The organism is Bradyrhizobium oligotrophicum (genome assembly GCF_051168495.1).
GTDB classification, from domain to species: domain Bacteria; phylum Pseudomonadota; class Alphaproteobacteria; order Rhizobiales; family Xanthobacteraceae; genus Bradyrhizobium; species Bradyrhizobium oligotrophicum_A.
The window spans coordinates 229,634-253,001 of the sequence record NZ_JBNPVB010000012.1 but is presented as its reverse complement, the minus strand read 5'-3'; the positions used below and the strand labels follow the sequence as shown (position 1 = coordinate 253,001).

The 23,368-nt window shown below is 67.8% G+C and carries 14 protein-coding genes; 2 read left to right on the top strand and 12 right to left on the bottom strand.

Annotation, left to right across the window (positions count from 1 at the left end; genetic code table 11):
* The 3 genes from ACQR1B_RS22990 to ACQR1B_RS22980 all read right to left on the bottom strand — a co-directional run.
* The coding region (locus ACQR1B_RS22990; protein WP_434875135.1) for an efflux RND transporter permease subunit at positions 1-2,759 on the bottom strand (2,759 nt) is incomplete at its 3' end.
* Positions 2,756-3,757, bottom strand: coding sequence for an efflux RND transporter periplasmic adaptor subunit (locus tag ACQR1B_RS22985; protein WP_434874944.1), 1,002 nt, complete (start codon positions 3,755-3,757; stop codon positions 2,756-2,758). The genes ACQR1B_RS22990 and ACQR1B_RS22985, both read right to left, overlap by 4 nt.
* A gap of 4 nt (positions 3,758-3,761) precedes the next feature.
* Positions 3,762-4,073 carry an ArsR/SmtB family transcription factor gene (locus ACQR1B_RS22980; RefSeq protein ID WP_434833833.1) on the bottom strand — a complete coding sequence of 104 codons (312 nt, stop codon included), beginning with the start codon at positions 4,071-4,073 and terminating at the stop codon, positions 3,762-3,764.
* A 187-nt stretch (positions 4,074-4,260) separates the two neighbouring features.
* Between ACQR1B_RS22980 and ACQR1B_RS22975 the strand changes: the two genes are divergently transcribed.
* Positions 4,261-4,464: a YgaP family membrane protein gene (locus ACQR1B_RS22975; RefSeq protein ID WP_434833621.1), complete on the top strand. Its 204-nt coding sequence runs from the start codon at positions 4,261-4,263 to the stop codon at positions 4,462-4,464.
* Between the two features lie 44 nt (positions 4,465-4,508).
* On the top strand, positions 4,509-5,954 hold the full coding sequence (gene ccoG, locus ACQR1B_RS22970) for a cytochrome c oxidase accessory protein CcoG (protein ID WP_434833622.1): 1,446 nt from the start codon (positions 4,509-4,511) through the stop codon (positions 5,952-5,954).
* A gap of 834 nt (positions 5,955-6,788) precedes the next feature.
* Here the strand turns inward: ccoG and ACQR1B_RS22965 are convergent.
* From ACQR1B_RS22965 to ACQR1B_RS22925, 9 genes are all read right to left on the bottom strand, one after another.
* Positions 6,789-8,498, bottom strand: coding sequence for a hypothetical protein (locus ACQR1B_RS22965; RefSeq protein ID WP_434833623.1), 1,710 nt, complete (start codon positions 8,496-8,498; stop codon positions 6,789-6,791).
* Positions 8,499-8,568: 70 nt separating this feature from the next.
* Positions 8,569-11,298 carry an eCIS core domain-containing protein gene (locus ACQR1B_RS22960; RefSeq protein ID WP_434833624.1) on the bottom strand — a complete coding sequence of 910 codons (2,730 nt, stop codon included), beginning with the start codon at positions 11,296-11,298 and terminating at the stop codon, positions 8,569-8,571.
* A gap of 8 nt (positions 11,299-11,306) precedes the next feature.
* Entirely contained in the window at positions 11,307-14,324 is a 3,018-nt protein-coding gene (locus tag ACQR1B_RS22955) for an eCIS core domain-containing protein (protein ID WP_434833625.1), read from the bottom strand.
* Positions 14,321-15,709, bottom strand: coding sequence for an ATP-binding protein (locus ACQR1B_RS22950; protein ID WP_434833626.1), 1,389 nt, complete (start codon positions 15,707-15,709; stop codon positions 14,321-14,323). The genes ACQR1B_RS22955 and ACQR1B_RS22950 overlap by 4 nt, the downstream gene beginning before the upstream one ends.
* Entirely contained in the window at positions 15,661-17,337 is a 1,677-nt protein-coding gene (locus tag ACQR1B_RS22945) for a contractile injection system tape measure protein (protein ID WP_434833627.1), read from the bottom strand. The genes ACQR1B_RS22950 and ACQR1B_RS22945 overlap by 49 nt, the downstream gene beginning before the upstream one ends.
* 19 nt (positions 17,338-17,356) lie before the next feature.
* Positions 17,357-19,423, bottom strand: coding sequence for a hypothetical protein (locus tag ACQR1B_RS22940; protein ID WP_434833628.1), 2,067 nt, complete (start codon positions 19,421-19,423; stop codon positions 17,357-17,359).
* A complete protein-coding gene (locus tag ACQR1B_RS22935) occupies positions 19,420-21,489 on the bottom strand; it encodes a hypothetical protein (protein ID WP_434833629.1) in 2,070 nt (689 codons plus the stop codon). The genes ACQR1B_RS22940 and ACQR1B_RS22935 overlap by 4 nt, the downstream gene beginning before the upstream one ends.
* Positions 21,490-21,494: 5 nt before the next feature.
* Entirely contained in the window at positions 21,495-21,668 is a 174-nt protein-coding gene (locus ACQR1B_RS22930; protein WP_434833630.1) for a hypothetical protein, read from the bottom strand.
* A 43-nt stretch (positions 21,669-21,711) separates the two neighbouring features.
* Positions 21,712-23,364 (bottom strand): hypothetical protein, encoded by a 1,653-nt coding sequence (locus tag ACQR1B_RS22925; RefSeq protein WP_434833631.1) that lies wholly within the window; start codon positions 23,362-23,364, stop codon positions 21,712-21,714.
* Between the last annotated feature and the right edge of the window lie 4 nt (positions 23,365-23,368).

The window sequence follows — 23,368 nt, the reverse complement described above, 5'->3', positions numbered from 1 at the left end:
GCTGCGCCGAACGCCGCGCCCATGTCGCGGAACGTCACATAGGTGATCTCCCATTCGCCGTCCCACAGCAGGGTCGGATGCTGCTCGTCCTTGGGCTGGCCATGGAAGCCGATCGAAGGCTTCGGCAGCTTGCCCCAGTCATGCGCATCGATGCGGTCGGCGACCGCGAGCATGCCGTAGAGCGGGGCCTCGAAGCGGCCGGCGAGCTCGGCCATCACCATATCGGCGAAGCGGCCGTCGCGGCGGAAGATCATCGGCGAGCCGTCTTCCATCGTCGCCTTCACGACCTGGCCGAGCTCGACCACGGTCTTGCTACCGGGCACCGTGTTGGCCGGCACCGGCGTCGAGGCCAGAGCCTGACTCCAGCTCTTGTCCTGCTTCGGCAGCTTCACCGCGATCTCGATCGGGTTACGCTCCTCACCGCGATGCGAGTAGCCGACGGAGACGCCGCCGAACAAGGTCTGAATGGTGTCATAGACGTCGCGCTGCTCGACCCCGAAATATTCGAGACTGTCCTGGTCGATCGACAGCCGCAGCCGCGGCCGCGGCTTACCGATCGAGTCGTCGATGTCGACGATGAAGGGCACGTCGGCGAACACCTTTTTCAGCTCGGTGGTGACCGCGCGCCGGGTCGCGGCATCCGGGCCGTAAATCTCGGCGAGCAAGGTCGCCAGCACCGGCGGCCCGGGCGGCACTTCGACCACCTTGATGCTGGTGCCCGGGGGCACGGCGACCGTCTTGAGCCGCTGCCGCAGATCGAGCGCGATGTCGTGGCTCGAGCGCTTGCGGTCGCCGCGCGCCGCGAGATTGACCTGGAGCTCGCCGAGCTCCGGGCGCTCGCGCAGATAATAGTGCCGGACGAGGCCGTTGAAGTTGAAAGGGGCGGCCGTACCGGCATAGCTCTGCAGATTGGCGATCTCCGGCAGTTGATGCGCGATGTCGGCGGCGGCGAACAGCGTCCGCTCGGTATCCTCCAGGCTCGCGCCTTCCGGCAGATCGACCATCACGGCGATCTCCGACTTGTTGTCGAACGGCAGCAGCTTGACGGTCACGGACTTGGTCGCGAACAGCGTCATCGACAGCAGCGTGGCGATGCCGACGCCCAGCAGGAAGATCCACGCGGAGCGCTTGCTGGCGATGACCGGACGCGCGACGCGGCGATAGATCCGGCCGAGCCGGCCCTCGCGATGCGCGTCGTGATGCGCGCCGGCCGCGTCGCCGGTCTGCTTCGGCGCCAGCCGCAGCATCAACCACGGCGCCACGACCATGGCGACGACAAACGAAAACAGCATCGCGGCCGAGGCGTTGGCCGGGATCGGCGCCATGTACGGGCCCATCAGGCCCGAGACGAACAGCATCGGGAGCAGGGCTGCAACCACGGTCAGGGTGGCTACGATCGTGGGATTGCCGACCTCCGCCACCGCTTCGATCGTCGCCTGCAATCGCGGACGGCCGTCGCGCATGCCCCAATGGCGGGCGATATTCTCGACCACGACGATGGCGTCGTCGACCAAAATGCCGATCGAGAAGATCAGCGCGAACAGGCTGACGCGATTGATGGTGTAGCCCATCAGATTGGCGGCGAACATCGTCAGCAGGATCGTGGTCGGGATGACGACGAAGGTCACGAGCGCCTCGCGCCAACCGATCGCGATCGCAATCAGAACGACGATCGAGATCGTCGCGAGGCCGAGATGGAACAGGAGTTCGTTGGCCTTTTCATTGGCGGTCTCGCCATAGTCGCGGGTCACCGTGACCGCCACGTCGTTGGGAATGAGTGTGGTCTTCAGTCCTTCGAGCCGTTGCGCGATATCGTGCGACACCACCACCGCATTGGCGCCGGCGCGCTTGGCGAGCGCCAGGCTCACCGCAGGCACGCGGTGCCAGTCTCCCTTGTCGTTGCGTGCGTCGTCCCAGACGCGGTGCTCGGCGAGATTGGGGCCGATGACCACGGTCGCGACATCGCGCACATAGACGGGGCGGCCGTCGCGGGTCGAGATCAGCAGCAGGCCGATGTCGGGAATGCCAGTCAGGGTCTGGCCGGCGGTAACGTTGCGGACGATACCGCCGTCGCGGACGTCGCCAGCGAGGAAGGAGCGGTTGGCATCCTTAACCTTGGCGACGAGCTGCTGCAAGGTGACGCCGAACAGCGACAGCTTTTCGGGATCAGGCTCGACGCGGATCTGCTGGGCGCCGCCGCCGGAGATGTAGGTCAGGCCGATATTGTCGACCTTGGTCAGCTCGGCACGCAGCTTGTCGGCGAGCTCATACAGATCTTTGTCAGTCCAGCGCTCGGCGGCCTCCGGCTTGGGCGATAGGGTGAGCACGGTGACAGCGACATCGTTGATGCCGCGTCCGACGATCAGCGGCTCGGGGATGCCCACGGGGATGCGGTCGAGGTTGGCGCGGATCTTCTCGTGGACGCGCAGGATCGCATCCTCGAACTTGGTGCCCACCAGGAACCGCGCGGTGACCATGACGCGGTCATCCTCGGTCTGGCTGTAGACGTGCTCGACGCCGTCGATCGCCTTGACGATCGTCTCCAGCGGCTTGGTGACCAGCTCCACGCCGTCGGGCGCGCGCAGGCCGTCGGCGTTGACGCGGATGTCGACCATGGGCACGCTGATCTGCGGCTCCTCCTCGCGCGGGATCATCACGACGGCGATGAGGCCGACCACGAGCGAGGCGAGCAGGAACAGCGGCGTCAACGGCGAGGCGATGGTCGCCTGGGTCAGCTTGCCTGAGAGTCCGAGTTTCACGGCTGCACCAACTGGTCGCCGGCGCGCAGGCCGGACAGGATTTCAAGTCCGTCGGGAAGATCGGCGCTCGGCAGCGCGCGGCCGCGCTGCACAGGAACGCTCACCTGTTGCGAGCCCTGCTGCAGCTGGACGTAGTCGATGCCGAAGCGGGTGGTGACGTAGCTGATGGGGACGACATAGGCGTCGCGCTGGCCGCCGGAGATCCACACCCGCAGCCGGTCGCCGACGAAATACTGGCCGAGGCCCGGGACGATCGCGTCGGCGACGACGCGGCCTTCCTCGATCTGCGGATAGACGAGGTCGATCACGCCCCATTTGTCGCCGCTCTCGCCGAACTCGGCGCCATCGATGCGGATCTTGTCGCCCGCCTTCAGGAACAGCGCACGGCGCTCGGGCACGCGCAGCCGCAGCTTGAAGTTCTGCTGCGCTACGGTCACCACGGGATCGCCGGGCAGGACCACCGAGCCGACCGTCACCAGCTTCTTCAGCACGCGCCCGTCATCGGGCGCCAGCACCTGGCCTTCGCTCATTTGCTGGTTGACCACGGCCCGCTCGGCGGTCTTGGCCCGCAGCCCGTTCTCGGCGACGTTCAGCGCAGTGCGAGTCTCGTCGAGCTTGACGCGGGGCAGGGTGCCGCGCTCGACGAGACCCTCGGTGCGGGTGAAGTCGATCTGTGCCTGGTTGGCCTGCGCCTGCAGCGCCTCGATCTGCGCGTCGAGAGATTTCAGTTGCAGCGCCAGTTTCTCGTCGCCGATCAGGGCGATCGGCTGGCCGCGCTTGACCGGATCGCCTTCGCGCACCGACAGCTGCGCGATGGTGCCGCCGATGCGACCGCGCGCCGGGACGACGCTGACGCTTTCCACGGTCGCGAACACAGCCTTCTCGTCGGCGACCTGACGCGGGGTCACCGTCAGCGTTTCCGCGTGGGCCGTCGCCGCCGGCCAGGCGATCTGCGAAGCCATCGCAGCGATCAAGCTCAGGAGCGGTATTCTGCGCATCGGCCTAGTCCTGTCTGTTTCGATTCAAATCGGGCGGAGCTGCGCAATAGACCTGATAGAGCGTCTTCAGAACTTCGCGCGCAGGCTCGCTGGCGATCGAATAATGGATCGTCTGCCCGTCTCGCCGGGCGGTCACCAAGCCGTCCTTGCGTAGCAGGGCGAGGTGTTGCGAGACGGTCGAGTCGCGCAGCCCCAGAAACGCAGCAAGTTCGCCGACTGACCGTTCGTCGTCGACCAGCTGGCAGATGATCAGAAGACGGTGCCGGTTCGACAGCGCCTTCAACAGGTCACTGGCCTGGTCGGCTGCCACTTCCATGATGTCAGCATCAAATTTCATATTTGCGTAAATACGCATATACGAATATATAGTCAAGACCGGTGCCGCGCGGATCTCGGGTGCGATGGACTCGCAACGAATCGTCGCCTGGACGCTGTCCGGCCTGCGGCAGTGATGCCGCGGCCCGGCTTGATCACGCTCAAATGCAACCATGAGGGAAAGTGCCATGAACGTCGACAAAGCTGTTCTCGCCTTCGCAGGGGCCGTCGTCCTGCTCGGCGTCGCGCTCGGCTGGTATGTCAGTCCGTATTGGTTCCTGCTGACGGCCTTCGCGGGCCTCAACATGATCCAGGCCTCGTTCACCGGATTCTGCCCGGCGGCGATCGTGTTCAAGAAGCTGGGCTTGAGAAGCGGCAACGCGTTCTCCTGAACCGGCGGGAAGGTGGGGTGAGATGAAGATGAAGCGAGGGCATCATGGCTGACCAGGACGAAACCTACATCGTCGGTCCGCTCTACAAGGCGCGCGACAAGGTCTATCCGGCAGCCGTGCACGGCCGCTTCCGGCGTATCAAGTGGACGATCCTGTGCATCACGCTCGGCATCTACTATCTGTTGCCGTTCGTGCGCTGGGATCGCGGCCCCGGGATGCCGAACCAGGCGGTCCTGGTCGACTTTCCGCACCGCCGGTTCTACTTCTTCTTCATCGAGCTGTGGCCGCAGGAGGTCTATTACTTCACCGGCCTGCTGATCCTCGCCGCCGTGACCCTGTTCCTGATGAATGCGGTCGCGGGCCGGCTGTGGTGCGGCTATCTCTGCCCGCAGACGGTGTGGACCGACCTGTTCTACGCGGTCGAGCGCTGGGTCGAGGGTGACCGCCGCGAGCGCATGCTGAGCGACAAGCGCGGCTGGACCTTCACCCACATCCGCCAGGTTGCGCTCAAGCACTTTCTCTGGATCATGATCGGCTGGTGGACCGGCGGCGCGTGGGTGCTCTATTTCGACGACGCCCCCACGCTGGTGAAGGAACTCGCCACCTTCCAGGCGCCGTTCGCCGCCTATCTGTGGATCGGCATTCTCACGGCCACGACCTATGTGTTCGCCGGCCATGCCCGCGAGCAGGTCTGCATCTACATGTGTCCCTGGCCGCGCATCCAGGCGGCGCTGACCGACGAATGGGCGCTCAACGTCACCTACAAGGGGGACCGCGGCGAGCCGCGCATGTCGGTCAAGAAGGCCGAGGCGGCGCGGCTGCAGGGCGCGCCGGCCGGCGACTGCGTCGACTGCCATCAATGCGTCAACGTCTGCCCGACAGGCGTCGACATCCGCCACGGCATCCAGCTCGGCTGCATCCAGTGCAGCCTGTGCATCGACGCCTGCGATTCCGTGATGACGCAGATCGGCCGCCCCACCGGCCTGATCGGCTACGACACGGATATCAATGTCCAGCGCCGCAAGGAGGGCAAGCCGGAGATCTACCGCATCGTCCGGCCGCGGACCGTCATCTATGCGAGCTTCATCGCCATCGTCGGCGGTGTCATGCTGTACACGCTGGCGACGCGCGGCACGATGGGCATCAACGTGCTGCACGAGCGCAATCCGCTGCTCGTCCAGTTGTCGGATGGCGGCGTGCGCAACGACTATACGGTGCGCCTGCTCAACAAGCGCGGTGCGCGCGATTTCGTGCTCGACGTCGTCGGCCTGCCGAATGCCAAGCTCACGGTGGCCGGGGAGACGCGCGAGGCCGATGGCCGCATGGTGATCGACGTCGGCCAGGACCAGACCCGCGAGATCCGCATGTCGATCGAGGCCAAGGGGGCCGACCTTCCGTCGGCGCCGGTCGACATCGAAATCAGGATCACCGATCCCGCGACCGGGACGTCGGTGAGCAAGCACGATCATTTCGTGCCGTCGACACGGTAGGACAGCCGTGGCTGGATCGACGGCTGAGGCGGCCGCAGCAATCGGCGCGAGCCGATGATGGAAAGAGGGGGGTACACCTGCTCCTCTCTCTCCAACCGCAGAGGCCAGCCGCGTGACAGGCGCGCGTGCGTTCGGAGATGTTCACGGGATCAAACAGCGCATTGAACGAACGGGCAGGAGCCGGACGTAGCAAACCGTTCTCGCGGCGCGGATGCGCCCGAGCTGTTCCATTTCGTTTCGCCCTGTCGAAGACGAGGGCGCAGGGAATGCCGGGAGCTGGCCGCCCCCATGGCCCGCCTGCAGAAAGAAAGCAGGCGGCAGTCACCACAGGTTCAGCCGAGACATCCCGGCATTCCCCGCGCGATGGTTTTCACGCTTATGTCGCGCTCTCCCCGGTGTCCGGCTTGATAGCCACCGTTGCCCTCGGGATCATCATCACCTGAGGACTTAGCGCCAGCGTCGGGGCGCCAGGACCACGCGTCTTCACGTCCGCAACCAGCCGTTCGTCCGCACGCCGTCAGAGCGCGCTGCGGCATGACCGCGGCCACCGCATCCCACCTCGCGTGCCGTGACGATCGCGATACGCCCCTCGTGACGAGGCAGGATGGCGGTACTCAATCATGAATTCTGTAAAAGCGAAACAAGAATATTTTCGGCGGAGCGACTGGACAGGGGTGATCTCGTTGAGTCCGCACGCAAACCGGCGCTTTTCGCGCAAAGGCCGTGGCGGCGGAGGCGCGTGGCGGACAGCTCCCGGACAGTCGTCTTGCCAACGACCGCCGACGCCCGATTTGCCCGTCGGGTCGACGCGAACCGTTCTGCGATGAGCCAGCCTCAGCCTTCGCGTTTGGCCGGCACCATCTTGTCGTAGACCTTGCTGCCGAGCAGGGCGGCGTGGCTGACGAACAGCAGCGACGTGAACGTGCCGTCGATCTGCGGCATCGAGGTCAGCACCGAGGCATTCTGGACGGCGGCGAAGACGATGCGCACCGCATCGATGTTCGAGACCACGTCGAACAGCACCAGCAGATAGCTGATGGCGAGGATGCCGGTGATGGCGACATGCTGGACCCGGTTGATGTCGACCATGTCGCTGCGTCCTTTCACCTCCTGCAGCACCATGTCGGACAGTGCGGCCTTCTCGGGGCCGGCCTTGTCGGCCAGATATTTCGGCGCCTGCGTCGGCGCGGCCGTATCGGGCGCGGTCTGGTCCTGCGTGCCGACGAGGGTCGAGTTCGAGATCAGGCGCGACAGGAACGGCGTCGCAACTGCAAAACCGCCGACGAGACCGAGATAGAACGGGATGCTCGGGAACAGATTGTAGGCGTCGAGCGCGATCTTGGCGTGGTTGGGCGTTTCCTTGGCGGCCGTCGCGGCCGCGGCCTGCTGCTGCAGCTCGGTGATCAGGAGTCCGCCGAAGCCGTAGTTGAAGAGGCCGCAGACCAGCAGTCCCGACAGCAGGATGATCGACCAGATCGCGAGCTGAGCCAAAGTGAGGCTCATTCGGTTGCGTTCGTCGATGATCGGCCCCAGCGCGCGCCCGGTGATGCCGAAGCCGCAGGCGATGAAAAGCAGCGAGAGAGATGCGAGCGCAAGCCAGAACGGGACCACCAGCGACATCGTGCCGTTGATCACGCTCGACCACTCCAGCGCCTGGCTCGCAAACCATTCCGGCCAGGTGGTCTTGCGGACGGCGTGGGTGCCGGGCTTGGCCTCGGGGTCGGGATATTGCGCCGACGCGACGATGGACTGCGCCGCGGTGAACTGCGTGCGGCAATCGCTGGCCTTGTCGACATTGGGCCGCCATTTGACACTGTCGAGCACGCTGGGCTTTTCGGTTGTGGCCACGGTGCAATCCAACCCGCCGCCGGTGCTGCCGGTCGCGATGCGCGCGCTCTGCACGAACTGGCCGAGCGACAGCCGCGCGCCGACGCCGATGCCGTAGGAGCCGAGTGCCGAGAGCACGAACAGCCCGAGCGCGACCACGAACAGGAGCACGCCGGTCTTCGGCATCGCCTTCGACGTCGCGCGCGGCTCGGCCATCGGCGCGCCGCCGCCGGGCACGCCGGTGCCGGTCGTGGCGTTGACGATGATGGCCGTGCTTCCGGAGCCTCCATCGGTCGCCGCATCGCGCGTAAAGACGTCGACGGTCTGGCCGTTGGCGAGGCGCTGATGCAGCTGATGCGTGATGTTGTCGGGTGCAAGACCGGCCCATGGCGCGGGCGGCGGCGGGGTCGTCGCCGTGTTGAGCCGCAGCGTGTCGCCATCAGCCTCCCAGATGATGATGCGGCTCTGCGGCGCGGTCGCGCCGCGCGCATCCTCGGCAATCGACAGGATCGCGCGCACGGTGTCGCCGAGCTTGCGGTCCTGCACCGATGGCAACTGATCGCGCCGCTGGAAACCGGCGCCATCGACGGATGCCGCAAGCTGCGCAATGAGTCGCCTGACGCCGTTGACGCTGCCGCTGCCGTCGGCGGGCGCGGTGCCGAGCGCCTTGGTCTCCGCCCAGACGATCTGGGCCAGTTCCCCTGATGAGAGCGTCATGATGTCCTCCCGGGCAATATTGATCGGTCGTTCTCCGACCGTCGTGTTGCCGATCGGTCGATCGGCCGTACTACTTTGACAGCCAATCCTGCAGGAATTTGCGGGTGGCTTCGTCGTTCTTCGGGTCCTTGCCGAAACCGAAATCCTTCCACATCTCCTGGCCGCGGTTCGGCGCATGACAGTTCGGGCACACCGTGCCGAGCTGCTCCTGGACCGTCGGGAATGCATTGCGGTTGGGATCGGGCGGCTTGTAGCCGGGCGGGCTGGGATGGGCGTTCGGATCGCGGGGCTGCACCGGCTGAGGCTTGGCCGGGGCCGGCAGGTTCCGTGGCCGCTGCGGCAGGTTCTTGACCGCGGACCGCAACGCCGCAAGCGCCTGTCCGGTGACGCTCGAGCAGGTCGGAATGCGGTTGAGGGCTTCGACCTCGGCCGGCGTCATTTTCGGTCCGGGCAGGTCCTTCGGCAGCCGCCCGTGACAGGAGGGGCAGACGTCGTCCCTGCCTGCGTACGACGTCGGCGCCGGCAGGCGTGCCACGGGCGGGACACCCTGAATCGATGCGTCGGCAAGCTGCGCCGCGATCAGCACCGTCTCGGCGTCCGTGACATCTTCGGGGAAGGCGCGCATGAATTCGGTCACGAACGCCGCGTCGACGCAGCCATCCGACCCCATCCTACCGATCAGGATGTTGTAGATGCCGATCTCGTTCGGCCGCTTGCCTCCGAGCTGCTTGTAGGCGCGGTCGAGCTCGGTCTCGGTGGCGGCGTCGTAGGCAGCCTCGCTCCCCTTGCTACTCAGATATCCGGTGCCGCCGCCGACGATGAGGCCGCAGATCAGGAGGCCCCATCCCGCCGTCTCGATGTCGAGCAGGAGATTGCAGACGACGTAGCTTCCGAGCGCTCCGCCGGCGAGCCCGCCGGCCGCGCCAGCGAGCACGCGCGGGCGCTGTTTCGGCGTCGCCGTATAGAGCTGATAGCCGGTGATGATGGTGAAGGCGGCGATGCCCCCGATCTTGAGGCCCTTGAACAGCAGCGCCATCCGGCGCGCGCTGTTGGCGGCGGCTGCCGCCCCCTCCGCGGCGCCTTCCAGGGCGCCTGCTTCGCCGCTTGCGCCCGCGAGTGTCTTTTGCGCCAGCGCCTCCACCAGCGCCTGCGGCTCGCCCGACAAGGACTCCACGGCGGCGATGCTGCCGTCGGCGTTCTGCGTGATCCTGATCGTGATCTCCGCGGGCACCTTGGCGCCGGCCGGCGCCGACGTGTTGACCTGCTCGAGGTTCTTGCCGAAGCTGTACCTGACCTCCGACACCGTCGTGCCGTTGGCGTTGCGGACCGAGTTGACGACCTCGACCTTGGTCTCGACCTGCACCGACGTGGCCTGGTTGCCCGACGGCGCACCGGATACGGCCTGTGCGCCTTCCGCCGCGGCGACGGCGGTCTCTGAGCCTTTCAGGACGGTCAGGCTGCTGCTCTGCAGGTTCTTGATCTCGAAGGTGAGCTCCGGATATTTCAGGCTGAGCTTCTTGAGGACACCGGCGGCGGTTTCGGCGTTGGTCGCGCCCTGGCCGCAGGTCGCGCACACCTCCTGTTCGATCAGCATCCAGACGCGGCGGCCCTTGAGCTGGTCGCGCGGGATCTTGGCGAGCGCCTCCTCGAGCTGATCGGCGATGTGCTGCTCGGCATGACCATGCGTGTGCGGCAGCGTCTCGGGATTGGTGTGGGGCGGGAAGTTGGATTGAGCATTGTAACCCGGGCCGCCCGCCAGCTTCGACTGGCCGACGAAGCTGCGGTTTTCCAGGCCGGGAATGTCGGTGCGGGCCGCGCCGACGGTGCCGCCCTGGACCTCGATGTCCGGCGCGACGGCATGGGGTTCGACACGGGTGATGCCGCTGGCGGAGCGATTGGCCCTGATATCCTTGGTCAGCACGTCCTGCATGCCGTTCTGCGAGAAGCGGCCTTGTCCGGCGGCGTCGGTCGGCTTGATCACGCGGCGGGCGTATTCGTGCGCGGCCAGCTCATCGGTGCCCTTGGCATATTGGGCGAGCTGGCCGTCGCTCATCGCCGCGTAGCGGTTCTGCAGTGCTTCCACCGCTGCCTTGTCGCCGCTGCTGACCAGCTTGCGCAACTGGTCGATGGACATCTTGTCGTAGTCGGGCGCGCGCCGAAGCACGGTGCGCTCGCCGCGCTGCTGCACCACGTGGGCGAGCTCATGGGCCAGCAGGCGCTGGCCCGCGCTGGAGGCGGGCGAATAGTGTCCCGCGCCGAACACGACGTTGTGCCCGACCGTGTAGGCCCGGGCGCCGACCGCGCGCGCCGACGCCGCTGCACGGGCATCGGTGTGAATGCGCACGCCTGCGAAACTTTGGCCGAAGCGGCTTTCCATCGTGCTGCGTGCCGCGCGTTCGAGCGGCTGGCCTGGCGCGCGCAGCACCTCGTGCACGATCGGCGGCGCGATGCCGGCCGGCGTGCTGACATCGCCGCCTTGCGTCGCCTCGCGCCGCAGCTTCTCGTCCCGGCACGAGGCGCAGGTGCCGCCGCATTCGCATTGGCGCTGCAGCGCCGGAGCGCGCCGCGCCGCGGCGGCGCCGGCCGTGCCGACACGCGCCGCCGCCGCCGGCCCGTCGGCGACGGCATGCGCCACCGCCTCGGCCTCGCGCTCGGCGGGATCGTCGACCGCGCCGATCTCGAGCCGCGGCTGCAACGGCTGCAGAAGCGGTGAGGGCGGCTGCAGTGCGACGCCCATGCCCGGCCGCTGCGCGGATGCGGTCGATTGGGGCGTGGCGGCTTTCGTAGCGGCGGCTTTCATTGCTGGTCTCAGTTCGTGAAGATGCGGTAGGTGGCAGCGCGGCCGGGGTTGATCAGGAACGGCTGCTGTCCGTCCGGCGCGATGTTGATGAGCTCGGCATTGGTCGTCTTCAAAGCAAACCGCAGCAGCGTCTTGCCCTTGTATTTCGCATCGGTCTCGGTCGTCGGCGCGCCTGCCACCTGGTAGGTCAGCTGATGGTAGTAGTTCTTGCCGTCGTCGCCGATCCAGGTCAGCGTCATCAGCACACGGTCGCCGTCCTTGGTCGCGGTCGTGATCGGCGCATTGGTGACGAAGCTGTAGTCGCGCTCGCTCGTCTTGCTGCGATCACCGGTGAAGCTGCGGGCCAGCGTGTAGCCGCCGGATTTGCCGAATGACGGCTCGGTCTGCTTGCCCTTGGGGGCGGGAGGCGTCTTCTCGCCCGTTCCCTTGTCGCCCTTGCCACCCGTGCCGCCCGTACCTGCCGTCCCCGACTTGCCGTCGTCCTTCGGGGCTGCATTGGGCTGCGCAGCGGCGTCCTTCGCGCCGCCCGAGCCTTGGTGACGCTTCTTCAGCGCCTCGACGATCTGCTTGCGCAATTCGTCCGGGGGCAGGTGACCGGGCTTCCAGTCGAGCGTCTTGAGCAGAGCGAGATCGTCCGGCGTGATGTCGGCGGTGATCTGCATCATCGTCTCGACCCATTGCGCCGTCGGCACGCGGAACTGCTTGTCGGAGGAGGAGTCGATCAAATGCTGCATCAGCGCGATCTGGCCGGGCGAGGCTTTGCTCAGCATCAGCGCCACCTTGGCGGCCTCGGCCTGGGCCATGCGCTGCTCCGCCTCGGTCGCGTTCGGCGACGTCAGCGGAATGACCATGCCGCCTGGTATCGGCGTTGCGCCGGTCGTCGCATTGCCCGGCGTCGCCGTCGCCGACGTGCCGGGCACGGTGCCGGCGGTGCCCTTGCCGGCGTCACCGGCGGTCTGCTGCTTGCCGCCGGGTGTTGCGCCTGGTGCTGGCACGCCGGTGCCTTGACCCGTCGGAGCCTCGCCGGTCTTGGCATTGCCGGTCTTGGTGCCGCCGGTCTGGGCGGTCGAGCCGCCGGACCCCGTGCCCGGACTCTTGCCGCTGCCGCTTCCGGTCGTGCCGGGCTTGTCGGCGTTGCCCGTGCCGGTGCCTTTGCCTTGCGCGGCGGCCTGTCCTTGCGGAGCGCCGGCCGTCGTCTGGCCCTGCGTGCCCTGCGTGGCTGCACCCGGCGTCGGCGTGCCGGTCGGCGCCTGTCCTTGCGGCGAACCGGGCACCGGCGCGGCCGGTGCGCCCTTGGGCGGCGAGCCGACGCCGGCGCCGACGACGTTCTCGGCCTTGCCCGAACCTGCGCTCTTGGCGACTGCGACGACATTGTCCTTCGCTTCGCCCTTGGCGGCCGTCGCTGCCGATGCCGAGAGATTGCCTTCGCTCTTGCCGGCGCCGGCAGTGGCCGCGCCGACGCTGGTGTTGTCGGAGGACTTGCCGGCACCCGCGGTCGCGACGGAAGCGCCGAGCGAATCCGAACTCTTGCCGGCGCTTGCCGACAACGCCGTCGCGCCGGTGTCGTTGGTGGAGATGCCTGCGCCAGCTGCGCCAGCCGCAGCGCTATCGGAGAACCAGCTGACCCCGGCGCCAGCGGTGCCGACTGCGGCGCTGTTGGAGCCGACGGAGACGCCGACGCCGGCATTGCCGCCGCCGACATTCGAGCCGAATAGCGAGATGCCGAAGCCGACATTCGCCGCACCGGCCTTCTTGCCCGCTTTCTCCTTCTCCTTCTCTTTCTCCTTCTCCTTCTCCTCCTTCTCCTTTTTCTTCTTTTCCTGGAATTTCTCGCAGTTGCAGTCCGGCCGCATCTCCTGGAGCGAGGCGCGCGGATCACAATGGTAGAGGTAGAGACCATGCTCCGCGGGCCTGACAAAGAGTTCCTGCTGGCAGGTCAACGGCAGTCCTCGGGTGTACAGCACACCGATCGGTCTGCCGGCCGGATTCCAGTGCTGGGCGGTGAGATGGCGATGGTAGAAGCTTTCGTACCAGCGATCCGTGGCGACGATCATGCGATAGAAAATCTGGTCGCTGCGGCCGACCGATTGTCCGCGCGCGTTGTCGGGCTTGACCTCGGCGGTGTAGATCGTGCGTTCGGGTTCGCTGACGAGCGCGAGGTCGAGGCGACCCCTGCCCATCGGGGCGAAGATCGGCTTTTCTCTTTGGCCCCGGTGGACGTCGTTCACGAACACGGCCCCGATCTCGAGGTGCGCCGCAAGGCCGGCATGCATCGGCTTCTGACACACGCCGCAGCCGCCGGCGGGTTCACCGACGCCACCAGTGCCTCCCGGTCCTCCCGGTCCGCCGGATCCTCCTGATCCTCCCGGCTTGCGCGCGAGCCGCTGCGGCGCGCCGCGGCCCTGCTGCACGACATGGGTCAGCTCATGTGCGAGCAGCCGGCGGCCGGCCGGCGATTGCGGCGCGTAGTGGCCGCTGCCGAACACGACGTTGCGGCCGACGGTATACGCCTGCGCGCCGACCGCGCGCGCCGAGGCCGCGGCTCGTGCATCGGTGTGGACGCGAACCGCCTCGAAGCTCTGGCCGAAGCGCGGCTCCATCTCGGCGCGCGTGGCCGCATCGAGCGGCGTGCCCTGCGATCTCAGCACGTCGTGGACGACGGGCGGCGCGACCGCGGCGCTCAGCGCCGCCGTGCCGCCATGCGCCTCCTTGCGCTGCATCAGATCCTTGCGGCAGTCGGGGCAGGTGCCGCCGCAGGTGCATTGACGCTGCACGCGCGGCGCCGCTGCGGAGATCGCGCCCAGCGAGGCCGGCATTGCGCCGGTCACGGGACCATCGACGACCCGGTGGGCCATCGCGTCGGCCTCGCGCTCCAGGGGATCATCGACCGGGCCGATCTCGAGCCGCGGCTGCAGCATCGCCAGCGAGGGAAAGGCGAGGGGCGGATTCAGAGCGACACCCCGGCTCGGTCGCGCGCTCCGGTTCTGCGCTGAAGGGGTCGCGGCGCGCGTCGTCGTCTGCTTCATGCCGCCCTCCCTTCCTTGATCATCTCGCTCCGGATCGCGGCGACCACATCGTCGCGGCCGATCGGACGGCCATTGTCCTTGAGCGATTGCAGCGAGGCGAGGCGGATCACGTTCATGATCGAGCCGCCCGACAGCGTGTAGTCGCGCGCGATCTTCGACAGATCGAGGTCGCCGGCGAACTGCGCCTTGGCCGAGAAGCCTTGCCGCCACAGCAGCTCGCGCTCCTCGGGGCGCGGCAGCGGGAAGTAGATCACGGATTCGAAGCGGCGCGCGAAGGCGTCGTCGATGTTGTCGCGCAGGTTGGAGGCGAGGATGGCGATGCCGTCGAAGCTTTCGATCCGCTGCAGCAGGAAGGCGATCTCCTGATTGGCGTAGCGGTCATGCGCGTCGCGCGTCTCGCTGCGCTTGCCGAACAGCGCGTCGGCCTCGTCGAACAGCAGGATCCAGTTGCGCCCCTCGGCCTGGTTGAAGACGGCGGCGAGGTTCTTCTCGGTCTCGCCGATGAATTTCGACACCACCATCGAGAGGTCGACGCGGTAGACGTGGCGTGCGGTGGTCTTGCCGAGCAGGCAGGCGGTCATCGTCTTGCCGGTGCCGGGCGGGCCGTAGAACAGGCTGCGATAGCCGGGGCGCAATTTGGCGGCCATGCGCCAGTCGTGCATCAAGGTGTGGCCGTGCGCGATCCAGGATTCGATCTGGCCGAGGCCCTGGCGCGTCGCCGGATGCAGCACGAGGTCGCTCCATTCGAGCCGGGTCTCGATCAGTTGCGCGGGAAAATGCGCGCCGAAACTCGGGCGGCGCTGCTCGCCGCGGGTGAACAGCGACAGCGCGTCCTCCGACAGCGCGAGCCGCGCCTTCATCGCCGGCTCGTCGCTGCCCGACGTTGCCGCGCGCAGGATGCCGCGTCGCGCGAACACATGATCGGGCTCGAACAAGGCCTGCAGCCGGAAGCGCGTGGCGAGATCCGTGCCGCCGAGGAGGAAGGCGAGCGTTTCACCGGTCGGCCAGAAATCGCCGTCGGCCTCCTTGCGCACGCCGCCGAACTCGGTGAAGCGGCGGTCGAAGGTCTGGTTGCGGGTGAAGAACACGTCGAGCAGTTGCGGCCGCAGATGCGGCGCGAGCGCCAGCACCAGCGCGGCCCGCTCGGCGAAGTCGCAATTGGCCTCGCGCAGGAAGGCCGCGTAGGGCGAGGACGAGCGCGACAGGTCGGGCGGCTCCGGGTGCGCGCTCGGCTCGGCGCCGTCCAGGTTGAAATAGAGCTTGAAGCGCGCATCGATCAGCTGCGCGAGCCAGCTCAGCTCGGCGTCCAGATCGACGGCGTTCTGCTCCAGCGTGCTCACCATTCCACCCGCATCGCCGCCTGCATCCATGGCAATCGCAGCCATTGCAGCGTCCAGGGAAGCCGCTCCAGCAGCACGTCCGCGCTGCGCCGTTCGAGCCGCAGCAGCCAGGCGCCGTCGCGCGTGGACAGCAGGCCCGGCCGCATCAGGAAGGTCTCGCGCAAGCCTGCATGCGAGATCGTGCCGAGGCAGTTCGCATGCGCGATCACAGCGTCCAGCACTTGCGCGGCCTCGGCCCGCTCGGTGTCGGTGACCGGCTCGGCGATCTCGCAAGGGTCGAATGGCGGCACGCCGCACAGCACTTTCGGCAGCAGCAACGCAAATTCCGGCGCGTCTTCGTCGCCAGTCGCGAGGTGATGCAGCAGCAGCACGGCGCGCTGCTGCGCGGCCGCGCTCACAAAGCCGGTTTCCTTGGCGTCGAGCAGGCCGCGGCGCGCGAAGAACCGCGCCAGGAATGGCCAGAGCAGGCAGATGCCGGCGGTCATGACCGCCTGAGACTCGTCGGGATCGCTGCGCTGCTGCTGACGCGTGGCAGCGGCCGCGGCACTGCGTGCAAGCCGCGCCTGCAGACGTTCGGCCTCGGCCGCCGTGATCAGGCCGGCCTGCCGGAGGGGCTGAAGCACGGCTGACAGCGCAGCGTCGAAGGACGACCCCGCCGGAGCCTGCGCAAGACGCGCGAACGTCTCCGTCCAGGCCGGCTGATCCTGCGCGGGCAACCGGGCCGCCATTGGCGCGAGCTCCGCATGCAGGGCCGCCATCCTCGGGTCTTGCGACCAGCTCCGTGGCGCGCGCGGCGCAGACGCGACCACGGCATGAAGGCGCTTCAGCGCAGCGATGCGATCTGCGATTCCGGTCGACGGCGGCAGCGTTGCGATGGCAGTCGCACAGGCCTCCAGCAGCGCAGCCAGTGGTATGCCCGCTGCGATGGCGGTTGCCGTCAGCGCGGTCTCGACGAGGTCGGCGCGTGGACCGGCACAGGCCGCCTGCAGCAGGCCGCGCCAGACAGCGATGCGGGTCTGCCGTGGTGCCAGATCTTCGATCGAGACGCTCGCCAGCAGCGTTGCCAGCTCGCGCAGAATCGCGGCGCCGTCGGGCGCGAGTGCAGCGACGATGCGTTCGAGCGTGGCGTCGGAGACGTGCGTGATTAGGCGATTGAGGGCGGTCGGATCGCCAGCAAGGCCGCGCAGGCTGTGGGCGAGGCTGGCGGGAGAGCGCTGCAATGCCGCGCCGGCCGCGCGGTCGAGCAGGTCGCGGCCGCGGCCGTCGCACCACCATGGCAGGGTGCCGGTCGCTGCGAAGTGAGTGATCACGAGCAGCGCCGCCGCGTCGGCGTCGGGCTTCCGTCGCGCGGCCTGCGCCGACGTTTTCGCCGGATCGTCTGGACTGCGGGCGAACGCCGCCGATTGCAGCAGTGCGGCCGGAAGCCGTGCCGCGATCCGGGCCGGCAGCTCCCGCGCCAGCGAGGCCGCATCGAGCCGGCCGAGATCGAGTTCGAGCCGGTCGATGCGGATCACCTCGGCATGCGGCGTCAGTTCGTCGAACATGCGCTCCAGCAGCGGCGTCACCGCATCGCGCATCACCTCGGAGACAGCGGCGCTGATGCGCTCGGCGGCCGACGCGCTGGCGACGGTCACCTCGACGATCTCACGATGAATGGCGTGACGCTGGGACATGGCTGAGCGGTCGACGGTCCTAGTTGGGTTTGAGCGTGACGGCCGCCGTTGCAGCCAGCGTTGCGGTTGCGGCCGGCGGGGTCAGGCGCGTGGCGGTGACGGAGAAAGTGGTGGGGGCGGTGATCGGATCGGTGCTGAAGACGATCGTATCGCCGGTGCCCTGCTGGGCGGCGCCGACCGGAGCGCCGGCAACCGTGAGCTGATAGCTCATCTCGACCTGCGTCTTGTCGACGAGGATCTTGGTGGCGTTGCCGGCGGGGACTGCGGCCTCGCTGGCGCGGACCGGGCATGACGGATCGGGGCGGACCGCGACGGTAAACCGGAGCCGCCGCCGCACCGGAATCGGCGCCTTGCTCGTGACCGCCAGCACCAGCACGGTATCGTTGGCGATGGCCGCGGAGGCAAAATCGAGCGCCTGTCCATTGCCGTCACGCGGCGCACCGATGGCGACATCGTCGGGCGCGGCTTCCTGGAACAGGGCGTAACTGTCGGTTGCCGCGCTGGTCGGCACCACGACATGGGCGACGCTGCCGCGATCGACCAGGCCGGCATTCACCTGCGCGGCAGGGACGGCGGCGATCACGACAGGATTCGGCAGGTCGATGCCGACGCGGCTCTGCGCCATCATCGCGCCGATGGCCAGGGACGTTCCGACGGCGACCGCGGCGGTGTCCACGACCGGCGGCAGCGGCGGCTGGCCGTCGCGCGTCACCGCGAAGTCGACCTCGAGCTCCAGCTGGCCGATGCCCTTGTTGGCGTTGGCATCGTCCGGATTGCGCTGATGCACATAGGCCGGGAGGATGGCGGGACCGGGAGGTGTGGTCCGCGGCGTGTAGTAGACGCCGCGCTGGCCACCGGCGATCGTCATGGCGCCGTCAGTCGTTGCTCCGGTGAGCGTCACGGTGACGTTGAGGCCCGGCTGCGGATTGGGCCGCACCAGCACCGCAAGCATCTGGCGCAGCCAGATCCAGGACGTGAAGGACGCCGGTCCCGTCGCATGAACCTTGCGCGCGGCGATCGCGACGACGCTGTCGGCGGTGGCCTGCGGCAGCGTGAGACGCAGATCGGCGTTGCCGCCAGCCTGCCAATCCGCGCCGATCGTGAAGCCTTGCGGCACGGCGGCCGGATCGGCCGCGGCCAGCGACGGCAGGCGGATCACCACGTTCGGCTGTCCCGGCACCGGCACCGCGAGCAGCCCGGGACCGGGAGCCGCGCCTTGCGCGAACGCCGCGTCGGGGAGACGCAGCACGACCGCGCGATAGTCGACGCCGCTCTGGGCGGCGGCGAGCTTGATCTTCGGTGCCGCCTGGAAGTCGACGATCGCGCCGGGCTCCGGCGTCAGCACGAGATCGGGATTGGCCTTGACGTAGACGCGCAGGCGGATCGCGAGAATGTTGGTCTGCGGCGGACGCGCCAGCGCGGCATCGAACGTCTTGGTGGCGCGGATCCTGATCTCGGTATCGGCCTGCAGCGGCTTGCTCGGCAGCGCGATCGGCCCGCCGGTGCCTCGAACGGTCTGGTTGCCCACCGAGACGATATCGTCCTGTGCCGCCGCCGCGACGTCGTCCGGATGCGCCGGATCGCCATTGGCAAAACGCACGAGGCGGTAGTCGACGCCGTCCTGGCTGGACGGAAGCCGCACCGTCACGGTCGTGTTGTAGTCGAGGATGCGCGGCGATGGGCCGTCTTCGGGCAACAGGATGGCCGCCAGCGACAGGTCGAGGCCGACCTTGACGCCGGCCGTCGTCAGCAGGTCGGCCTCGCGGCCGTTCGGCGCACGTGCATGGATCGTGAAGGTGACGTCGTCGCGGATCGGCGGCGTCGTCAGGGCGATCGTGTCGCCGGTGCCCGTGACGATGGCGCCGACCGCATCGCCGGTCTTGGTGCGCAATCCGTAACCGACGCCCCTTTCGCTGGTCTCGATCTTGATCGTCGCGGTGTCGTTGAAGGCCACCGTCAGCCGCTCGTTCGGCACCACCAGATCGCGCACCGGATAGGTCTCGCCGAGCTGCAGCGCGCCGATCATGCGGTTGCGGGCCTCGCGCAGGCGCAGCACCGTGGTCGTACTGGTGATGGCGGCGCTCACGACGACGGCTCCGCGTTGCCGGCATCGGATTTCAGGCCGAGCCGGTCGGCAAGACAGTGCTGCCGCAGCGCCAGCAGCAGATCGTCGTAGGTCGCGGCAAACGCGGTGAAGGCATCAGTCTCCAGCCACAGCAGATAGGCCGTCAGATGCGCCGGCGTTTCCTCGCGAACGATGCGCTGAATCAGGCTTTCGAGTTTGTCGAAACGCGATGGAAATACGAAGGTGAGCTGGGCGGTCCAGGGGTCCTTGCGCCCGGCCGCGGCGAGCAGCGGCAGCGCGTTGATCTCGTCTTCGGGCAGAGCGCGCAGCAGGATATGCTCGACGAGCAGAAAGCGCGTGTCAGGATCCGCAGGCCAGCCGAGCCTGAGACGGACGCGGTCGACGAGAGCGGGCGATGATCCGGACGCGAGAATGTCGACGCCGGTGCCGCGCGCCGCTCCGAGTTCGGGCACATGCTCGAGGAATTCGCTCTTGGCCAGCAACAGACGCGCCGTCGCGGCATCCGCATCGAGCGGCGTCGACCCTCCCGACAGCTGCGGATCGTCGGTCACGGTCTCGCCGAAACGTCCCAACAGATGGTTCAGAAGCCGGTTGCGCCGCTGCAGCGCCTGCGACGAGTCGTCGGGCTCGATCAGCCTGGCCAGCTCCTGCGAGTCGAAGTCCAGATCGAGGATCGGGTCCTGGTCCGGATCGTCGCCGACGAGCTGTGCGGCATAGGTGCGCGGCGAGTTTCGATCGAGACTCAGCAGCGAAGCGACGTGGCCGAGCTGGGCGAACTCGTTCGCCAGCAACTGATCCACGATCCTCAGATAGCCGCGGAGCTGGTTGGCTTGGGCCTTGCGCGCGTCATCGGCGGAATCGGGCAGGGCGCCCGGACCGACGCCATAGATCCGCGGCAGGTCCGTCTCCAGCGGCAGGTAGTTGGCGACGTCGCGCGGCTGCCCCGGGCGCGGGACCAGATCGCGATCTGTCGTGGCCAGTTCCGGGAACAGGCGGGCGGTGCGCGCGCGCATGTCGTAGGCGTCGATCACGCTCGCGGTGTCGACGATGACGGTCTGCCGGTCCTTGACGAGCTCGATGCTGCTGGCGGTGAGATCGAGGCGCGCGGCGCCGCTCTGGTCGAGCGTCAGCGACCACGGCTCGCCGGACGCGCTTCCGGCGCGAACCAGCAGGATCGAGCGCACCGCGCGGACGCCGGGCACATTCATGATCTCGCGGATCACATCCGACGTATGCAGCGCGACGCGCCGCTCGGCCTGCGGCAGCGTCGCTGGATCGACGAAGCCGCGCAGCAGCGGCGGACCTTCGAAGATCTCGTCGGTGCGCGCGCCGCGCGCCAGCGCCTGGTCGAGCCTCAGGAAGCCGACCGACGGCGAGACCAGCGCGCTGACCCGCTCGAAGATGCCGAGCAGGACGTCGGCACCGTTCTCGGTTTCGCCGATCTCGACGGAGGCGCGCACCGCGACCGGCATCGGATCGAGCATGACGATGTCGTCGAAATCCTCGCACAGCGGCCGGTTGGCGTAGAGGCGCCGTGCGACCGCGAGCCGGACGATCGAGGCGTCGATGTCCTGCAGCTCGGATTTCTCCACCAGCACGCGCCACAGCCCGCCGGGGCTCACCGGCTCGGTGTTCGCAGCCGGGGTCGGATCGCGGTCGATCACGATCGTCTTGGCTGCGGGATCATATCTGAGCGGCGGCGATGTGCCGTCCGCCCTGACGATCCAGGCGTTCTTGACGCCGGGCACGTCGAGCGCGATGCGCCTGAGATCATCCGGGGTGACGGCCCTCGTGGTCAGCGCCTGCGCCGGCGTGAACAGGCAGGTGTCGCCGCCGGCACCGGTCTCCGCGAGCAAATCGGGAATCGGGTGGAAGGTGCGATAGCCGAGATCACTGAGCGCGTAGCACGCGGCTTCGAGCAGCGTGATGCCGGGATCATGCGCGTTGAAGTCGGTCCACTGGTCGCCGGCAAGGCGTTCGAGCTCGGACAGACCCTGCCGCAGCAGGGTCGTGAAGTCGAGCAGCGGATGCTCGGGTGGACCGGTGGAAATCGATATCGCGTCCACGGCCGTCAGTCCTCCTTGGTCTCGCCGAGCTCTTCGGACAGCACCTGGATGGCGCCGCTGATGCGCAGCAGCGTCTCGCGCAGGTCGCGCACCCGCGCCTCGGCCTGGACCAGCTGGGTCTGGCCGCCGGCGAATTCCTCACGTAGTTGAGCCAGCCGTTCCTTGAGGCGATCTTCCATCGTGGCGTTCTCGACCATTGTCATCGTTCTACGATTGCTCCCATCAGTGCAGCATGACGAAGATTTCGATCACGCCTTCGTCGGCCTCATGCGCTCCGAGCGCCTTGCCGATGATCGTTCCGGCGCGATAGATGCCGTCGGTCGTGGCCGGAGCAGCTCGCATGGCGTAGCCGGGGCGCGATGCTGCCGTCAGAAGGTCGCCACGCCGGATCGGCCCGCCTTCGTCGGTGACCTTGCAGGGCACGCAACCGGACAGCGCCACTGGGTAGCCGGTGCTGCCATCGGTCGGAAGGTCCTCGCGGTTCATCAGCGAATTGAGCAGCATCCCTGGTTCGGTCGAGATCACTCCGATCACGCGGCTGCAATTGGATCGCGGCGCGAGCACGATATGTTCGGAGTCGGGGTCGAGGCTGACGACGTCTCCCGGCGCGAGCGCGGCCCGCGCGAAGTAGATCTCCGCAAGGTCGCGCGGTCCGGTCTGGACGGGTCCTCGGGACCAGACCGTCCCCTCGGCCTCCAGATCGAACGTGCGCATGCCGCCGCCCCAGCCCGGCGTGAGCGGATTGGGGCCGCGGTTCATGCTGCCGATGCGCCCCGTCACGAGCAGGTCGCCGTTGACCTCCAGATAGTCCCAGACCTTGACGACGCGCCGCAGCGGCGAGGTGGTGACCGTCCGTCCCAGGATCATCAGGCCGCCATAGTTGGCGCCGTTCTCGATGGCGGCGTTGCCGAGCTTGTTGCCGATGCCCGTATGATTGTGGTCCGTCTTGGTGAAGTAGAGATCCGAGCCGCCGATCGACAGGCTCTTTTTGACGTTGAAGTCGCCGCTTTTTTCGAGCTCCGCGTAGCTGGTGTTGTTGATCCGGAACTGGATCGACTCCGGCGAATTCAGGAACGTCGTGCCAGGATCCCCGCCCGTCGCGCTCTGCAGCAGCGCGTAGTTGCCAGCCTGCGCCTGGTTCAACGCCGTCGTGCCGAAATGGACGTAGTCGTTGTTGGCCGGCCAGGGGCCGATCGACACCGGGCCGAACCTCGCGACGCCTGCGACGTCGAGCGGGGCGGCGGGCGATGTCGTTCCAATGCCGAGATTGCCATTGGCCGCAAAGGTCGCGCGCTGGACATTGTTGACCCGGAACGAGATGTCCTTGCCGTTCAGCGCCGTTCGGCCCAGTTGGGCGCCCGAAATGCCGACGGCCAGCGCGTAGGTCGTGGTGAGGTCGCCGGCCGCGCTGCCGCCGACATAGGAATAGTCGGTGTTGACGTCGGGCGCGCCGATCGTGAGCAGCCCCGTCCTGATGCGCCCGCCGACCTCGAGGCGCTCGTTCGGCGCGACGACGCCGATGCCGACACGGCCCGTCGCAGCATCGACCGCGAGGCGGCTGTTACCGTTCGGATCGTTGATCGACAGGCCCGGCCGCCCGGTCTGCGGGTCGGCCGGATTGGACCGCGGCCGCAACGACAGCGTCCAGGACGGACTGGCGTCGGAAATCTGCATGTAGAAGTTGATGGCCTTCTCGAAGTCGCCGACGGCTTCGATCGAGAGCGGCTCGCCGCTGCCGGGCTTGATGACGCCGTCGTCGCGCTGGTTGAGAAGGCTGTCGATCAGCTGAGAGAACTGCTGCTCGGTCGGAATCGCATTCTTGACGAAATAGGATTTGAGCGTCGCCCGCGATTTCTTGTTGTCGTCGATATTCATCGGA

What these genes read in the sequence shown, in the direction of transcription:
- ACQR1B_RS22975 (WP_434833621.1), top strand. Translation starts at nt 4,261, where the DNA reads ATGAACGTCGACAAAGCTGTTCTCGCCTTCGCAGGGGCCGTCGTCCTG.
- ACQR1B_RS22925 (WP_434833631.1), bottom strand. Translation starts at nt 23,364, where the DNA reads ATGAATATCGACGACAACAAGAAATCGCGGGCGACGCTCAAATCCTAT.
- ACQR1B_RS22965 (WP_434833623.1), bottom strand. Translation starts at nt 8,498, where the DNA reads ATGACGCTCTCATCAGGGGAACTGGCCCAGATCGTCTGGGCGGAGACC.
- ACQR1B_RS22985 (WP_434874944.1), bottom strand. Translation starts at nt 3,757, where the DNA reads ATGCGCAGAATACCGCTCCTGAGCTTGATCGCTGCGATGGCTTCGCAG.
- ACQR1B_RS22930 (WP_434833630.1), bottom strand. Translation starts at nt 21,668, where the DNA reads ATGGAAGATCGCCTCAAGGAACGGCTGGCTCAACTACGTGAGGAATTC.
- ACQR1B_RS22950 (WP_434833626.1), bottom strand. Translation starts at nt 15,709, where the DNA reads ATGGCTGCGATTGCCATGGATGCAGGCGGCGATGCGGGTGGAATGGTG.
- ccoG (WP_434833622.1), top strand. Translation starts at nt 4,509, where the DNA reads ATGGCTGACCAGGACGAAACCTACATCGTCGGTCCGCTCTACAAGGCG.
- ACQR1B_RS22955 (WP_434833625.1), bottom strand. Translation starts at nt 14,324, where the DNA reads ATGAAGCAGACGACGACGCGCGCCGCGACCCCTTCAGCGCAGAACCGG.
- ACQR1B_RS22980 (WP_434833833.1), bottom strand. Translation starts at nt 4,073, where the DNA reads ATGGAAGTGGCAGCCGACCAGGCCAGTGACCTGTTGAAGGCGCTGTCG.
- ACQR1B_RS22945 (WP_434833627.1), bottom strand. Translation starts at nt 17,337, where the DNA reads ATGTCCCAGCGTCACGCCATTCATCGTGAGATCGTCGAGGTGACCGTC.
- ACQR1B_RS22960 (WP_434833624.1), bottom strand. Translation starts at nt 11,298, where the DNA reads ATGAAAGCCGCCGCTACGAAAGCCGCCACGCCCCAATCGACCGCATCC.